Genomic DNA, 14,359 nt, shown 5'->3' on the forward strand with positions numbered 1-14,359 from the left:
ACTACGCCGTCAGCTACCAGGACGCGCGGCTGGCAGTGACCCTCCGCCCGCTCAGCATCGCCGCCGACCCGCAGGACCGCTTGCAAGGCCAGCTCAACCCGCCTCTCACCTACACCCTTGGCCCCGACGGTCTGGTCAACGGTGGCACGCTCACGGGTACCCTGACCACCACCGCCACACCGATCAGCCTGCCGGGCCGCTACAGCATCACTCAGGGCAGCCTGGCCGCGCCGCCCAATTACAGCCTCACCGTCCTGGGGGCCGACTTGATTGTCCTGCCCGCGTCCACCGATGCCACGGCCTCGGCCAGCACCATCGCCGAAGTCCTTCAGCTCAACACCCCACAGCCTAACAGCCCGCTGCCGCTGCCGGCCTCGGCGCTGATTGGCGGGCTGCTGAGCGATCCGCGCTTCAGTAACATCGTGATCTGCAGCACGGCCCCGATCAGCTGCGCCCTCGTCCCGCCTGGCCCGCAGGCTGCGCTCTCCTCCTCTCCCACTCCCTGATCCCGGCCAGTGACGAGGTTTCGATGAGTTCCCTTCCCCTGTTCTATCGCAGCGTCGTTCCCCTGAATCGGGACGCGCACACCGGGCTCGGGTTGCGCAATCCGCAGCGCTTTGGCTTCGCGCGCACCAGTCACCTGATCCCGGCAGTGGTGGACGAATTCGCTGCCGCCTGCCGCCACCTGCCGATCCTGTTCCTCCCCGAGAGCCTGGGGCCGACCCCTGTCTTCCTGGCTGGCCTGGTGCCCGGGCGCAGCGCGCTGGTTTCCGATGACGGGGCCTGGAGCGGGCGTTACCTGCCGGCCTATCTGCGGCGCTACCCGTTCATCCTAGGCGAAAGCGACGGCCAGCCTCCACTGGTGTGCCTGGACGATACGGCGGAGGGGGTGCTGCTGGCGGATGAGGGCGAGGAGGCCGGTGAGCGCGTGGCGCTGTTTGAGACGGACGGCACCGAGACAGCGCTGCTGCAGGAGCGGGTCCGGCTGGTGTCGGACTATGCGCAGGCAGCGCGGCGGACGGCGGCACTGGGGCGGGCGCTGCAGGACTTGGGCTTGCTGCGCGGCGTGACTCTACAGGGGCAGGATCTGGCCACGGGCGAGAGCCATAGCCTGTACGGAGCACTGGCGGTGGACGAAGGCGCGCTGGCGGGTCTTAGCGATGAAGCCTTCCTGTCCCTACGCTGTGAGGGCTGGCTGGGGCCGATCCACGCGCATTTAGTCAGCTTGCAGGCGGTGGGTGACTTCACCTTGACATTCGCGGCGTCAACCGCTGCGAGCAAAGCTTAAACCGTAGGAGTGGCCGCGTGAGACCGATATCAACCATGCAGCGAATCGTGGTGGGATTAGCCCTGGCTGGAACCCTCGCACTTGTCGCCGACGGGGCCGGCGCACAAACGGCCCCCAAATCCGCGTCCAAACCACCGCCGAGCCTGCCTCCGGTGTCGTCGGAGCCTGCGGTGACGACGGCGAGCTTCGGAGATTGGGTACTCCGTTGCCAGCGCTTCGGGGACGGGGAGAAGATGACGCGGGCCTGTGAGGTGTCGCAGGCGATCCAGCTCCAGGGACAGACGGGCCCGCTGGCGCAGCTTGCGGTGAGCCGGCTGTCTGGGGAGGCAGACCTGCGCCTGACAGTGGTGCTCCCTGTTTCGGTGAGCTTCCCATCGAGCGTGCGGCTGGGTGTGGCGGAGAAGGAGGGCAGCGAGAACGCCGGAGTGGATCTAGGCTGGCGGCGGTGCATACCGGCGGGCTGCGTGGCGGATGTGCCCGTGAAGGAGGAGGTGCTGAAGCAGTGGCGGGCGTCGAGCGATCCCGGTCGCCTGACGTTCAAGGACGCGATGGGTCGCGAGTTAGTCATCCCAGTGTCCTTCCGCGGGCTCGATCCGGCGCTGTCAGCTTTGGTCAAGGAGCGGACGTGACGGATCCAGCCTGACACGAGACCGGGTCTCAGCGTGGCGCGCCTCACATGGCAGAGGTCCTACGACCTCATCGACGGCCCAGCGCTCGTCAGCAATGGGCTGTTGGTGCCCGAGTGTCGCAATACAGACCTGGATCGTGGGAGGCATCGCGGCGATTGTGGCCAAAGTCGATGTAAATTCTTCATCGGCTTCGCCGTCCATCGCAAATAAAACATGGTCGCGATCATTAATGGTTTCTGCAACTCTCGATAGCGAAGCTTTATCGTGTTCCACGCCGGCCTTCGGTCGACCCGCCTTGGATGAAACTGGCGTGCCCATGCAACCGCGATAGGATGCTTCCGCCGTCGGCGAAAATGTCGGTTTTTCCTATGATGCGGGAGGGGGCCTCACCATCCATCGGTTCTTGAAGGTGGGGATTGACGGGCAGCCGAGGACGAGATTCGCGCTATCATCCTGTGATGGCCAAGGTCTCTCCCGGTGTATGGCCTTTTGGTCCTGGCCGACAGCGTCGGCCGCGAACTTCAGGGTCTGCTCCCCGCTCAGCGCTAGATGTGTGGTACCCGGGCTGATCGGGGCTCTCTACCTGCCGACGGCTTCGTTCTCGCGCTTCAAGGCGTCGCGACGCGACATCGTTTGGCTCAAGGACCTTTAGCGCGGATTGTGGGAACGGATCTGTCGGGCGCTCGTCGGTCGTCAGCGCCCACGCACGAAGGCCGCGGGGCTCCTGCCTCCGATCTCGTTGACTCGACTCGGGACCCTGAAATACCAATCGCACGACGGTTCCCTTCGGGGATCAAAAGGGAACGCGGTGAGGTGCTGCACGCACCGAGACCGTGGCTGCCCCCGCAACTGTAAGCGGCGAGCCTTTCGCCACGGCGTCACTGGATGGCCCTCATCCGGGAAGACGGCGAGAAGGCAGCGACCCGTGAGCCAGGAGACCTGCCGTCAGTCGTGGTCACGCGCGAAGCGCGTCGGGCGGGGTGTCCTGGCGGGTGCCGGCACGGGTCTTCGGGATCCGGGCGGCCTTGTTCGCGGTGACGTGCCACTGCCGTTACCCAGGTCCCGACCGTGCCCGCTTCCCGCCTGTCGCTCGCTTCAACGTTCTTCACCTGCGTCGCCGCTTTCGTGGCTCCTCCTGCCGAGGCCCAGGAGGCTGCGGGCGAGATCCGCCTCGACGAGATCGAGGTCTTCGCCCCAATGCCTGCCTCGTTCGGCGCCACGGCCGCCAGCGCCGGCTACGTCGGCGGCGTTACCGGCATCGGCGGCACCCTCACCACCGTCAATTCCGCCAGCGCCGGGATCATCTCGGGCGCGCAGCTCAACAGCCGCCCCGTTACCCGCCCGGGCGAAGTGCTGGAAGAGGTGCCGGGCCTGATCGTGACCCAGCATTCCGGCGAGGGCAAAGCCAACCAGTTCTTCCTGCGCGGCTTCAACCTCGATCACGGCACCGACATCGCCATCCACGTCGACGGCATGCCGGTGAATATGCGCACCCACGCTCACGGTCAGGGCTACGCCGACCTCAACTTTCTGATTCCGGAACTCGTCGGCGCGGTCGAGTTCCACAAAGGCCCCTACTTCGTCCGCGACGGCGACTTCGCCTCGGCGGGGTCGGTCAGGATCGACTACCTCGACAAGCTGGACCGGAATATCGCGCTGACGACGCTCGGCAGCTTCGGCTTCAAGCGCGGGCTCTCGGCCGCCTCCGTGCCGCTCGGGGCGGGCAACCTCCTGGTGGCGGGCGAGGCGCAGACCTATGACGGGCCGTGGGTCGTGCCTGATGCCCTTCGCAAGCTCAACGGCGTCGCCCGCTACAGCCAGGGCACCGCGACTGACGGGTTCGCCGTCAGCGGCATGGCCTACTGGGCGAAGTGGAACGCCACCAACCAGATCCCGGAGCGGGCGGTGGCGGAAGGCATCATCGGCCGCTACGGCACGCTGGACCCGACAGACGGCGGCGATACCGGACGCTTCTCGTTGTCCGGACGCTGGAGCCAGTCGGATGCCGGAGGCATCACCCGGGCTTCGGCCTACGTGATCCGCTACCAGATGAACCTCTGGAACAACTTCACCTACTTCCTGAACGACCCCGTCGACGGCGACCAGTTCCGCCAGCGCGACGCCCGGGTGCTCGGCGGCGGTGAGATCTCCAGGGTCTTCCAGGGCGACCTGTTTGGCCTGCCGATGGAAAACGAGATCGGCGTGCAGACCCGCACCGACAATATCCGTGTCGGCCTGTCCAACGCCACGGCGCGGCAGTACCGCTCGACCGTGCTCGACGATCATGTGCTGGAGGCGAGCGCCGCCTTATACTACGAGAATCGGGTGCGCTGGACCGACTGGCTGCGCACCAGCGTCGGTTTCCGGGCCGACGGCTACTACGCCGACGTCCGCTCCGACACGCCCGCAAATTCGGGCCGGGCTCGCGACAGCATCGTCAATCCGAAGCTCGGAGCGGTGTTCGGGCCGTGGAGGGATACCGAGATCTATCTGAACTACGGCGGCGGTTTCCACTCGAACGACGCCCGCGGCGTCACCGCGACGGTCGATCCGGCGAGTCCGCTGTTCAACATCAGCCGCTCGCCCTTCCTGGTCCCCTCGACGGGCTACGAGGTCGGGATCCGCAACCGCTCCATCGCCGGCCTGGAAACCAGCCTCGCCCTGTTCCGGCTCGACTTCGCCTCCGAGAACCTGTTCCAGGGCGACACTGGCTCCACCGAGCCGAGCCGGCCGACCCGCCGTTTCGGCATCGAGTGGAGCAACCATTACGCCGTCACGCCCTGGCTGCGGCTCGAGGGCGACCTGACGATCACCAACGCGCGCTTCTCCGACCGCGACCCCGTCGGCCAGCGCGTGCCGGAGGCGCCGACCACCATCGCGTCGGCGGGCGTCACCTTCGGCGAGGGCCAGGGATGGTTCGGTAGCTTGCGCTTCCGGTATTTCGGGCCCCGGCCGCTGATCGAGGACAACACGGTGCGCTCGAAGCCGACCGCCTTGCTCAACGGTCGGATCGGCTACGCCTTCGACGCTGGTGTGAGCCTCGCCCTCGACGTGCTCAACCTGACGAACGCAAAGGCCGACCAGATCACCTACTACTACGAGTCCCGCCTGCCCGGCGAGGCCTCAGCCGTGGCCGACCGCCACTTCCATCCGGTCGAGCCGACTGCCGTACGCCTGACCCTGGCGGGACGGTTCTGATGGGCAGTCCTGGCTGAGACGAGCCCTACCATCCGGAGCGGACCCTTGTTGCCGAACCCCTTCGACGATCAGCCTGCCCGTCTCAAGGTGAAGGTCGGGCTCGTCTACGCCGTCCTGATCGCCGCCAACATCGCGGCCTGGGCAGCGGCCTTCGCGACCTTCGCCCATCAGCCCGTCCTGCTCTCGACCGCCTTCCTCGCCTACAGCTTCGGACTGCGCCACGCCTTCGACGCAGACCACATCGCGGCCATCGACAACGTGGTGCGCAAGCTCATGCAGGAGGGTCGGAAGCCCCACTCGGTCGGCTTCTTCTTCTCTCTCGGCCACTCCACCATCGTCATCCTGGCCTCGGGCCTGATCGCCGTGACGGCCGCGGCGATGAAGGACAGCCTCGACCAGTTCCACGACCTCGGCGGCTTAATCGGCACGGCGGTCTCGGCGACGTTCCTGCTCGTCATCGGCATCGCCAACCTGTTCATCCTGCGCGGCGTCTGGGCTGCGTTCTCCCGGGTGCGGCGAGGCGGCAAGATCGTGGACGAAGACCTGAACACCCTCCTGGCCGGACGGGGGCTGCTGGCGCGCCTGTTCCGCCGGGTCTTCGGCGTGGTCTCGCGCTCATGGCACATGTACCCGATCGGCTTCCTCTTCGGGCTGGGCTTCGACACCGCGACCGAGGTCGCCCTGCTCGGGATCTCGGCGACGCAGGCCACGCAGGGCCTGTCGTTCTGGGCGATCCTGATCTTCCCGGCGCTGTTCACCGCGGGCATGACGCTCCTGGATACCACCGACAGCGTGCTGATGACCGGCGCCTACGGCTGGGCACTCGCGAATCCGGTCCGCAAGCTCTGGTACAACCTGACCATCACGGCAGCCTCCGCGACGGTCGCGCTGTTCATCGGCGGCCTGGAGGCCCTCGGCGTGATCGGCGACAAGCTCGGGCTCACGGGCGGATTGTGGCAAGCGGTGAGCACGCTCAACGACAATCTCGGCGAGGCTGGCTTCGCCGTGGTCGGCATCTTCGTCGTGGCGTGGATCGCCTCGGTCATCATCTACCGCGCCAAGGGGTACGACCGGCTCGAACCGGCTCGGTGAGCGCGCTGTTGCGGGACGGCGCCCCCTCGACTGCCGAGCCACGCTCTTCGCGCGGGACAGCCGTGTACTGGCCTCGGGAATATTCTAAAGCGTTGCAGCAAGGCGATTGACCGCGCGCCTCCGCGTCGCTTAGCTGGCCGGGACGGTTCCCCTCGGGGATCAAAAGGGAACGCGGTGAGGGCGATGAGCCCGATGCCGCGGCTGCCCCCGCAACTGTAAGCGGCGAGCCTTCCGCCACCATGTCACTGGGCAGCCTGGCCCGGGAAGACGGTGAGAGGGCAGCGACCCGCGAGCCAGGAGACCTGCCGTCAGTCGTGGTCACACGCGAAACGCGCTGGGCGGGGTGTCCTGGCGGGTGTCGAGGGTCCGCCAATCCTGCGAGGAGGGGACGACCCGAGACCTCGTTCGCGGTGACGTGCCACTGCCGTTACCCGAGGTCTGTCTCCGGTGCCCCATCCCCTTCATCGCGCTCGCCGGAGCGTGCTGGCTCTCTCCTGCGCTGGTCCTGCCCTGCTTGCCGCCCCCGCCGCACACGCCCAGCAGGTCGCCGCCCCCGTCGCGGACGTGCCGCGAGGCGGCGAGGCCGCCATCCCGCTCGCCGAGATCTCGGTGTCAGCCACCGGCGTGCCGACGCCGGTCACACAGACCGGGTCGAGCGTCACCGTACTCACCTCCGACCTGCTCCAGGCCCAGCAGGTCCGCACCGTGCCCGACGCCCTGCAGCAGGTGCCAGGCCTCAATGTGGTCCGCACCGGCGGCGCCGGCGGCCAGACCTCGGTGTTCATCCGCGGCACCAACTCCAACCACGTCAAGGTCCTGATCGACGGCATCGACGTCAACGACCCCTCGACGCCGAACCGCTCCTTCGACTTCAGCCAGCTTCAGACCGAGGACCTCTCCCGCCTCGAGGTGTTGCGCGGACCCCAGAGCGGCCTCTACGGTGCCGACGCCATCGGCGGCGTCATTTCGTTCGTGACCAAGCGCGGCGAGGGCCCGCCGAAGGTCACCGCCTTTGCCGAGGGCGGATCGTACGGCACCTTCAACCAGGGCGGCCGGCTGTCGGGCGCGTCGGGCATCTTCGACTACTCGTTCTCCGTGCAGCACCTGCGCCAGGCCGCCCTGCCGGTCACGCCGTTCGAGTTGCTGCCGCCCGGTGTGCCGCTTCGCACCGCCTTCACGGACATCAGATCCGTCTCGACCAAGCTCGGCGCGCAGCTCACCGACAGCTTCCGCCTGAACACCATCCTGCGCTTCTCAGACAGCGCCTATCTCGACCAGGCCGATGGCGGCTTTCCCTATCGGCCGGTGCCCTACCGCAACCTCAACGACCAGCAGCAGCTCCTGATGCGCGGCGAGGCCGAGTGGACGCCGCTGCCGGGCTTCCACAACGTCTTCGGGGCGAATTACGCCAAGTTCGATCGCCTGTTCGCCGGACCGCTCGACCCGCTCGCGCCGCCGACGCCCTCGACGTATCTCGGCGAGCGCACCCGCTTCGATTATCGCGGTGACGTCCAGCTTAGCCCCGGCCATCTGCTGCTATTCGGGGCTCAGCGCGAGGACGAACGCTTCCAGGCGACCGGCATCGACAGGTCGAACGGGAATACCGGCGGCTTCGCCGAGCTGCAATCGGCGATCACTGACCGCGCCTTCCTGGTCGCCAACATCCGTCACGACGAGAACGACCAGTTCGGCGGCGCGACCACCTTCCGGATCGCACCAAGCTACATCCTGCCCACCACGGAGACGCGCCTGAAGGGCAGCGTCGGCACCGGCTTCAAGCCGCCGACCCTGAGCCAGCTCTACCAGGATTATCCGGCCTTCCGCTCCTTCGGGAACCCGGCCTTGCGGCCCGAGGAGAGCTTCGGGTTCGACGGCGGCTTCGAGCAGCCCCTTGGCGACCGGGTGCTCGTCGGCGCAACCTACTTCGAGACCGACTTCCGCAACCTGATCCAGACCGCCTACTTCCCGACCTTCTCGACCAGCGTGAATGTCGGCCGCGCCGTGGCCTACGGGGCGGAAAGCTTCGTCTCGGTCAAACTCACAGACACTTTGAGCGGCCGGGTCGATTACACCAACACCGTCACCAAGGACGAGATCGCCCACCAGGAGCTCCTGCGCCGGCCCCGGCACAAGGTCAGCGCCACCGCGATCTGGAACCCGATGCCGCAGCTCACGCTCACCGGCACGCTGGTGGCGATCGGCTCGTTCGTCGACGGCAACCGCGACTTCTCGGTGCCGCGGCTGAAGAACCCCGGCTTCACCCTGGTCAACCTCTCGGCCCATTACGCCTACTCGGACAACCTGACGCTGTTTGCCCGCATCGATAACCTGTTCGACCAGCGCTACCAGAACCCGACCGGGTTCCTGGGAGCAGGGCTCGCCGTCTACGGCGGCGTGCGCCTGACCACCTTCTGAGGTGACGATGCCGCTGCGGGCTTTCCTCGCACTCACGGTCGTCCTGGCTGCCATGCCGGCCGCCGGCGGCCCGGCCGAGGGGCCCGTGCGCGTGGTCTCGATGAACCTGTGCGCGGACGAGCTTGTCCTGAGGCTGGCCGACCGCGCGCAGGTTCTGGCCGTGACCTACCTCGCCCGCGACCCGCGCGGATCGACGGTCGCGGCCGAGGCCGCGGGATTACCGGTGACGCGCGGCCTGACCGAGGAGGTCGTCGCGCTCCGGCCGGACCTCGTCATCGCGGGCGCCTTCACCACGCGCGCGACGGTCGGCATGCTCAAGCGCGTCGGCTCGCCCGTGCTCGAACTCGGCGTGCCGGCCGACCTCGATGGCGTGCGCGCGCAGATCCGGCAGGTCGCGACGGCGCTCGGGCACCCCGAGCGGGGTGGGGCGATGGTCGCGGAGCTCGACGCCAGGCTCGCCTCCATCGTGCCGGCGGCCCGGCCGTTGCGGGCCCTGGTCATGCGCCCGAACGCCTTCACGGTCGCGCCCGGGGGCCTCGGCGATGCGCTCCTCCGCACTGCTGGTTTGGTGAACGTCGCGGCTGAGATCGGACGCGACCGATTCGGGCAGGTTCCGCTCGAAGCCGCCATTCTCGCAGACGCGGACCTGATCGTCGTCGATGAGGGCGCGCCGGGCATGCCTTCGCTCGCCGACACGCTCCTGCACCATCCTGTCTTCCGGGCGCTCGCGCGCGCGCGCAAGACCGTTTCCATCCCGAACCGCTTCTGGACCTGTCCGGGTCCCCAGCTTGCCGAGGTCGTCGCGCGGCTCGCGGCAGCCGCGAACGCACAGGCTCCCCGGCCATGACCGCGCCGCTTCGGGCCGTCGCCAAGCCTGGCGCATGGCGCCTCGGCACTCCGCGTGCTCGCCGAACGGTCGTCGTCGTCCTCGCCCTTGCGGTGATCGCCCTGACGATCGCCTCGATCGCCATCGGCTACGCGCCCTTCGACGTGCCGGCCGCGTTCGTCGACCTGGTGGCTGGCAAGACCACGCTGCCCGCGATGGTGTTGTGGGAGCTGCGCGTCCCGCGGGCGCTCCTCGGCGGCCTCGTCGGCTTCAGTCTCGGCCTGACCGGCGCGGCGATGCAGGGCTACCTGCGCAACCCGCTGGCCGATCCCGGCATCCTGGGGATCTCCTCGGCCGCCGCGCTCGGTGCCGTGCTCGCCTTCTACGGCGGGCTCGCCGCCGCCCTCAGCCTCGCGCTGCCGCTCGGCGGCATCACGGGTGCGGGCGTGGCGGCCCTGCTCCTCAATGCGCTGGCTGCCCGTGGCAGCGGCACGCTCGGGCTGATCCTGGCCGGCGTCGGCCTGTCGAGCCTGGCCGGCGCCCTGACCGCGTTGGCGCTCAACCTGTCGCCGAACCCCTACGCGGCCCTGGAGATCGTGTTCTGGATGATGGGATCGCTCAGCGACCGCAGCATGGACCACGTCCTTCTCTGCCTGCCCCTGATGGGGATCGGCTGGGGCCTGATGCTCTCGACCGCTTCCGCGCTCGACGCCCTGACACTCGGCGAGGACACCGCCGCAAGCCTTGGGGTCGGTCTCATCTCGGTGCAATTGCGCCTCGTCACCGGTGCCGCGCTGGCGGTCGGCAGCGGGGTGGCGGTCTCCGGTGCCATCGGCTTCGTCGGCTTGGTGGTGCCGCACCTGATGCGGCCGCTCGTCGGGGCCCGTCCCGGCGCCAGCCTCTTGCCGAGCGGGCTTGCCGGGGCAGTCCTGGTCCTGGCGGCGGATATCGGCGTGCGCCTGCTCGCGACCCGGCCTGAACTCAAGCTCGGTGTCGTGACCGCGCTCGTCGGCGCACCGTTCCTGATCGTGCTGCTTCTGCGCAACCGCGGGAGGCGGGCATGAGCTTCAGCCTCCAGAACGTCCAGGTGACGTTCGATGGCCGGATGATCCTGCCGGAGATCGACCTTGCCCTGGAGCGCGGCCGCTTCGTCGGGCTCGTCGGTCCGAACGGAGCGGGCAAGACCACGCTCCTGCGCGTCCTGGCGGGGCTGGTCTCCCCGGCGCAGGGTCGCGTGACCCTGGACGGCCAGTCGCTGTCCGGCATGCGTCGCGACGCACGGGCTCGGCGCATCGCGGCCCTGTTCCAGGGCGCTGGCGTCGGGTGGCCGATGACGGTGCGGGAGATCGTGGCGCTTGGACGATTGCCGCACCGCCGTGCCTTCGCCGGGCTGTCGGACGCCGATGAGGCTGCGGTCGCGCGGGCGATGACGCGCACCGATGTCTCCCATCTTGCTGGTCGGACCGAGCCGTCCCTATCCTCGGGCGAACGCATGCGCACGCTGCTCGCCCGGGCCCTCGCGGTCGAGGCCGAGTGGCTCCTCGTCGACGAGCCGGTCACGGCCCTCGATCCCGCCCACCAACTCGACGCCATGGCGTTGCTTCGCGCCGCCTCGCGCGATGGCAGCGGCGTGGTCGCGGTCCTGCACGACCTCGCCCTCGCGGCCCGGTTCTGCGACCGTATCCTCGTGCTGTCCGGCGGCCGGATCGTCGCGGACGGCCGGCCGGAGGATGCGTTCACCGATGCCTTGCTCGCCCACGTGTTCGGCGTGTCGGTGGAGCGGGGGCGGGCGGCGGACGGGACCCGATACATCCTGCCCTGGGCACGATCCGGGGTGCAGACGGAGAAGAGCGATGGCGCCATCATCCCCGGTTGAGGCGGTCACGGCCCTGCTGCGCGAGGCTTTGGCCGATGTCGGAACCGCCTGGAGCCTCGGCAGCTTCGGCGCCATCGCCGAGTTCATGCGCGATCCGGACGAGGCCGTCATGGCCTTGCCGGACGGTCGCCTGGGCATGGCGACCGCCCGAGGCGCCATCGCCCTGACCCCGTGCCCCGACCTGCGTCCGGTGGCCTACGAGACCGCGGTCGCGTCCGGTTGGAACCACGCCATCGCTCTCTGCCTTCCGGAGGCGTCCTGCGCCATGAGCCGGCGCGGCGTCGTGACCGAACTCGGTCCAGACCGGGATGCGGCTCGCGAACGGGACCGGGATGGCATCTTGTTTGATCTCGGACTCGACCTTCTCGCGGTCGATGCCTGCGTCCGCACGAGCGACCCCGAGGCCATCGCCTGCCTCCGGTCGGGCGTCGGACGGCCCTTGTTCGATCACGCGAACCCCATCGGTCGGCAACTCGTCGCGATGAGCCCGCACCGCGTGTTCCTCGCCAAGGTCGGCCGCATCGAGGTCTACGCCCCGATCCCGGGCCCCGGTGGTACAAGCCCCGCAGGTCCGCACACCCACGTTCTGCCCAAGCTGCTGCGGAGCGGGCGCACGCATGCTGCGACGACGCCGATCCCCGCGGGCTGGGTGCCGTGTGCCGCCATCCATCCGGCCCATCCCTACAAGGACATGCTGGGTCAGCGGATCGCCTTCGACGCCGGCCGGCACGCGGCCTTCCAGGTCCTGCTCAACCGCTGGGGCGATCCGGACCTGCTCGCGGTCAAGCACGGCGGCGAATATCGGCCGGCCAGTTCGGTATCCAGCCGTCACGCCCAAGCGGCCCGACGCATCGCCGAAATCCAGGCCCGGTACCTCCGGGGCGAGATCATCGAGGCCGATATCGAAGCCGATGAGGATGAGGCCGTTGCCGACCATGCCTGACACCATCCGTCAGCGGGTGGTTGGCCTGATCGGCTGTCCCGGGGCGGGCAAGACGACCTACGCGCGTCGGTTCGACCCGCTGGACGGATGGGTACACCTCACCCTGGACGACCTCCGGCAAGCGCTCTGGCCGCCGGACCGGCAGGTCTATTGGCAGGTGCGCCGCGGAGGTCGGGACAGGCAGGCTCAACAGCTCCTTCATGCGGTGAAGGTGGCCGCGCTCGAGACCGCCCTTTCCCAAGGCTTCAGCGTCGTCATGGCGGACACGCACCTGACCCGAGCCGTGTTTGAGCGTGAGATCGACGTCATCGGACGGCATGGACTTTCTACCGAGTGGAAGGTCTTCGATGTGCCCTGGGAGGTGCTCCAGGCCCGCAACGAGGAGCGCGGTGCCTTCGACCCGTCGCATCGCCAGCCGGAGACCGTGCTGAGGCTCGCATACGATGCCTTCCACGCGCCGGATGCCTGGTGGCGGACGCTTCCTTCCGACCAAGTCGAACTCATCAAGGGCTGATCTTGCGAATGCCGCACGAGGTTCCACGCTGATATCGAAAGCGGACGTTACGTTGGTGGAATGCTGATGTCGTCTGTTGGCGCAGAGCGGACCCTGCGCCGCCTGAGCAGGTCGTCGCATAAGCAGATTTCGCAAAAGTGCTTGCCGGCTTTTGCAACGAAAATCTGCGACAACACAGGAACCTAGAGCGCTTCACGATCGCGTTGCAAACGCGAAGCTTCTCTATCTCTTTTATTTTGCCGCATTTTCTACGACGAACCGGTATCCACTTCGTCGGAAAATGCCCTAGGCGGACAAAGCGCAGGTCTGCCAACGCAAGTCTGCTTAACAGCATCGAGGAGAAGCTCTCGACGTCCTACAGCTTCAGGAGCGTCAGCACGCACATGCTGAAGGCGATGAACCGCTCGGCGGCGCGCATCGTCGGCGGCGTGGCGTAGGTGGCATGGCTCGCCGCGGGCTTTGCCGCCGCCTGCGCCTGGATGCTCCTTTGTGAATCCGGCGAGCGGCCGCTCGCCGCGCCGGGAAGCCTCAAGCAGTTCTTCGTCGCCTGCGGCCTCGTCCTGTTCGGCCTCGGCATCCCGGTCCTTCTGCGGGAGTCGGTGCGGCGTGGCCCGGTGGTCTCGGTTTCGCCCGAGGGCGTATTCGACCGCCGGCGATCGACCGACTGGATCCCGTGGCACGCCATCGCGGTGGTCGACGAGATCGCCATAGGCACGCAGGGGTTCATCCAGTTGCAGGTGCGGCCGGGTCTCGCCGATCACCTGCCCTGGAGCCGCCGCGGCCGGTGGCACGCGCGGCTCAACGGCATGGATGGCGGCGGCTACTGGATCGCCGGGCAGGGGGTGCGGGGCGGGACGCGCGCGGTGCTCGATGCGATCGCGCAGGTCCGGGCGGCATCCCGAGGGGCCCGTACCCTCAATCCGGATTCGTGAACACGCTGCCGCCAATGAAGGCCATCTCGCGGTCGACCTGCGGCGGATCCTTCTCCGAGCCGTAGGCGAAGAACAGGCGGCGGCTGCGCCCGTCGGGGCCGGTCAGGGTGAGCGTGTGCCGGTCGAGGCCGTAGCGCCCGCCCTCTGGCGGGCGCCGGCGGCTCATCGCGGAACTCACGCCGCTGGTCGCGCCGGAATTCGTCGCCCCGGCCGAGCCGCCGCGGCCGTAGGTGCCGTCGGAGCGGAAGTCGTAGCGGCTCGAGACGGCAATCATCACGTCGCCGCCCATCGCCGTGTTGCCGCCGCCCGACATGCGACGGTAGGAGCGGGCGATCGTCCGCTCGCCGGCCTCCGCCGGGTAGGCTTTGAAGAACGAGCCGTCCTGGAGCGTGTAGTCCTGCGGCTTCCCGCCCGTGCCGGTCAGGACATACGAGTCGCCCGAGCGGATCCAGCGGCCGAAGCGGCGCGGCCTGGCGGCACGCTCGGCGGCGAGGTCGACATCCTCGAGGGCGGCATCGTCGATCTCGTAGTAGCTGCCGTCGCGAAACAGGATGAGTGGCTCGAACTCGATCACGACCATGCCGCCGACCCCGACGCCGGTCGTCGAGCGGAAATACACGCCCTCGACCCCGGCCCAGTTCGCGGC

The 14,359-nt window shown here is 68.4% G+C and carries 12 protein-coding genes, 2 pseudogenes and 2 riboswitches; of the genes and pseudogenes, 12 read left to right on the plus strand and 2 right to left on the minus strand.

Going from position 1 to position 14,359, the window contains the following annotated elements:
- The 11 genes from VP06_RS37140 to VP06_RS11805 form a co-directional block, all read left to right on the plus strand.
- Window positions 1-506 (plus strand): MBG domain-containing protein (locus VP06_RS37140; protein WP_053081730.1); only part of this gene is annotated, 506 nt, incomplete at its 5' end.
- A gap of 23 nt (window positions 507-529) precedes the next feature.
- Entirely contained in the window at window positions 530-1,288 is a 759-nt protein-coding gene (locus tag VP06_RS11760) for a SapC family protein (RefSeq protein WP_048463959.1), read from the plus strand.
- A 35-nt stretch (window positions 1,289-1,323) separates the two neighbouring features.
- The gene (locus VP06_RS11765) at window positions 1,324-1,917 is read left to right on the plus strand and encodes an invasion associated locus B family protein (protein ID WP_048463960.1); all 594 of its coding nucleotides are present in this window, start codon (window positions 1,324-1,326) and stop codon (window positions 1,915-1,917) included.
- A 760-nt stretch (window positions 1,918-2,677) separates the two neighbouring features.
- Window positions 2,678-2,878: riboswitch (cobalamin riboswitch) on the plus strand.
- Window positions 2,879-3,114: 236 nt separating this feature from the next.
- Window positions 3,115-5,115 (plus strand): TonB-dependent receptor, encoded by a 2,001-nt coding sequence (locus VP06_RS11770; protein ID WP_082167351.1) that lies wholly within the window; start codon window positions 3,115-3,117, stop codon window positions 5,113-5,115.
- A gap of 45 nt (window positions 5,116-5,160) precedes the next feature.
- Window positions 5,161-6,207 carry a HoxN/HupN/NixA family nickel/cobalt transporter gene (locus tag VP06_RS11775; protein WP_048463961.1) on the plus strand — a complete coding sequence of 349 codons (1,047 nt, stop codon included), beginning with the start codon at window positions 5,161-5,163 and terminating at the stop codon, window positions 6,205-6,207.
- A gap of 128 nt (window positions 6,208-6,335) precedes the next feature.
- Window positions 6,336-6,531, plus strand: a riboswitch (cobalamin riboswitch).
- Window positions 6,532-6,654: 123 nt separating this feature from the next.
- Window positions 6,655-8,622: a TonB-dependent receptor plug domain-containing protein gene (locus VP06_RS11780; RefSeq protein ID WP_245291151.1), complete on the plus strand. Its 1,968-nt coding sequence runs from the start codon at window positions 6,655-6,657 to the stop codon at window positions 8,620-8,622.
- Window positions 8,623-8,629: 7 nt separating this feature from the next.
- Window positions 8,630-9,469 (plus strand): ABC transporter substrate-binding protein, encoded by an 840-nt coding sequence (locus VP06_RS11785; RefSeq protein WP_048463963.1) that lies wholly within the window; start codon window positions 8,630-8,632, stop codon window positions 9,467-9,469.
- Window positions 9,466-10,512 carry a FecCD family ABC transporter permease gene (locus VP06_RS11790; protein WP_048463964.1) on the plus strand — a complete coding sequence of 349 codons (1,047 nt, stop codon included), beginning with the start codon at window positions 9,466-9,468 and terminating at the stop codon, window positions 10,510-10,512. Before VP06_RS11785 ends, VP06_RS11790 begins: the two co-directional genes overlap by 4 nt.
- Window positions 10,509-11,324, plus strand: a complete 816-nt coding sequence (locus VP06_RS11795; protein ID WP_048463965.1) for an ABC transporter ATP-binding protein — start codon at window positions 10,509-10,511, stop codon at window positions 11,322-11,324. The genes VP06_RS11790 and VP06_RS11795 overlap by 4 nt, the downstream gene beginning before the upstream one ends.
- On the plus strand, window positions 11,302-12,267 hold the full coding sequence (locus VP06_RS11800; protein ID WP_048463966.1) for a DUF6925 family protein: 966 nt from the start codon (window positions 11,302-11,304) through the stop codon (window positions 12,265-12,267). The genes VP06_RS11795 and VP06_RS11800 overlap by 23 nt, the downstream gene beginning before the upstream one ends.
- Window positions 12,260-12,781: an AAA family ATPase gene (locus VP06_RS11805; RefSeq protein WP_048463971.1), complete on the plus strand. Its 522-nt coding sequence runs from the start codon at window positions 12,260-12,262 to the stop codon at window positions 12,779-12,781. Before VP06_RS11800 ends, VP06_RS11805 begins: the two co-directional genes overlap by 8 nt.
- Before the next feature lie 280 nt (window positions 12,782-13,061).
- Here the strand turns inward: VP06_RS11805 and VP06_RS38980 are convergent.
- Window positions 13,062-13,235: pseudogene (locus VP06_RS38980) on the minus strand (glutaredoxin); the annotation flags it as partial.
- Here VP06_RS38980 and VP06_RS11810 point away from each other — a divergent pair.
- Window positions 13,219-13,713, plus strand: coding sequence for a hypothetical protein (locus VP06_RS11810; protein WP_048463967.1), 495 nt, complete (start codon window positions 13,219-13,221; stop codon window positions 13,711-13,713). The pseudogene VP06_RS38980 and the gene VP06_RS11810 overlap by 17 nt on opposite strands.
- On the opposite strand, the pseudogene VP06_RS37145 reads toward VP06_RS11810, so the two are convergent.
- Window positions 13,697-14,359 (minus strand): annotated as a pseudogene (locus tag VP06_RS37145) (hypothetical protein); the annotation flags it as partial. The gene VP06_RS11810 and the pseudogene VP06_RS37145 overlap by 17 nt on opposite strands.

This window comes from Methylobacterium aquaticum (genome assembly GCF_001043915.1).
GTDB classification, from domain to species: domain Bacteria; phylum Pseudomonadota; class Alphaproteobacteria; order Rhizobiales; family Beijerinckiaceae; genus Methylobacterium; species Methylobacterium aquaticum.

Bases quoted from the DNA above. Each gene is read 5' to 3' on its own strand.
- VP06_RS11790 (WP_048463964.1), top strand. From the start codon at position 9,466: ATGACCGCGCCGCTTCGGGCCGTCGCCAAGCCTGGCGCATGGCGCCTC.
- VP06_RS11800 (WP_048463966.1), top strand. From the start codon at position 11,302: ATGGCGCCATCATCCCCGGTTGAGGCGGTCACGGCCCTGCTGCGCGAG.
- VP06_RS11765 (WP_048463960.1), top strand. From the start codon at position 1,324: ATGCAGCGAATCGTGGTGGGATTAGCCCTGGCTGGAACCCTCGCACTT.
- VP06_RS11795 (WP_048463965.1), top strand. From the start codon at position 10,509: ATGAGCTTCAGCCTCCAGAACGTCCAGGTGACGTTCGATGGCCGGATG.
- VP06_RS11785 (WP_048463963.1), top strand. From the start codon at position 8,630: ATGCCGCTGCGGGCTTTCCTCGCACTCACGGTCGTCCTGGCTGCCATG.
- VP06_RS11770 (WP_082167351.1), top strand. From the start codon at position 3,115: ATGCCTGCCTCGTTCGGCGCCACGGCCGCCAGCGCCGGCTACGTCGGC.
- VP06_RS11760 (WP_048463959.1), top strand. From the start codon at position 530: ATGAGTTCCCTTCCCCTGTTCTATCGCAGCGTCGTTCCCCTGAATCGG.
- VP06_RS11805 (WP_048463971.1), top strand. From the start codon at position 12,260: ATGCCTGACACCATCCGTCAGCGGGTGGTTGGCCTGATCGGCTGTCCC.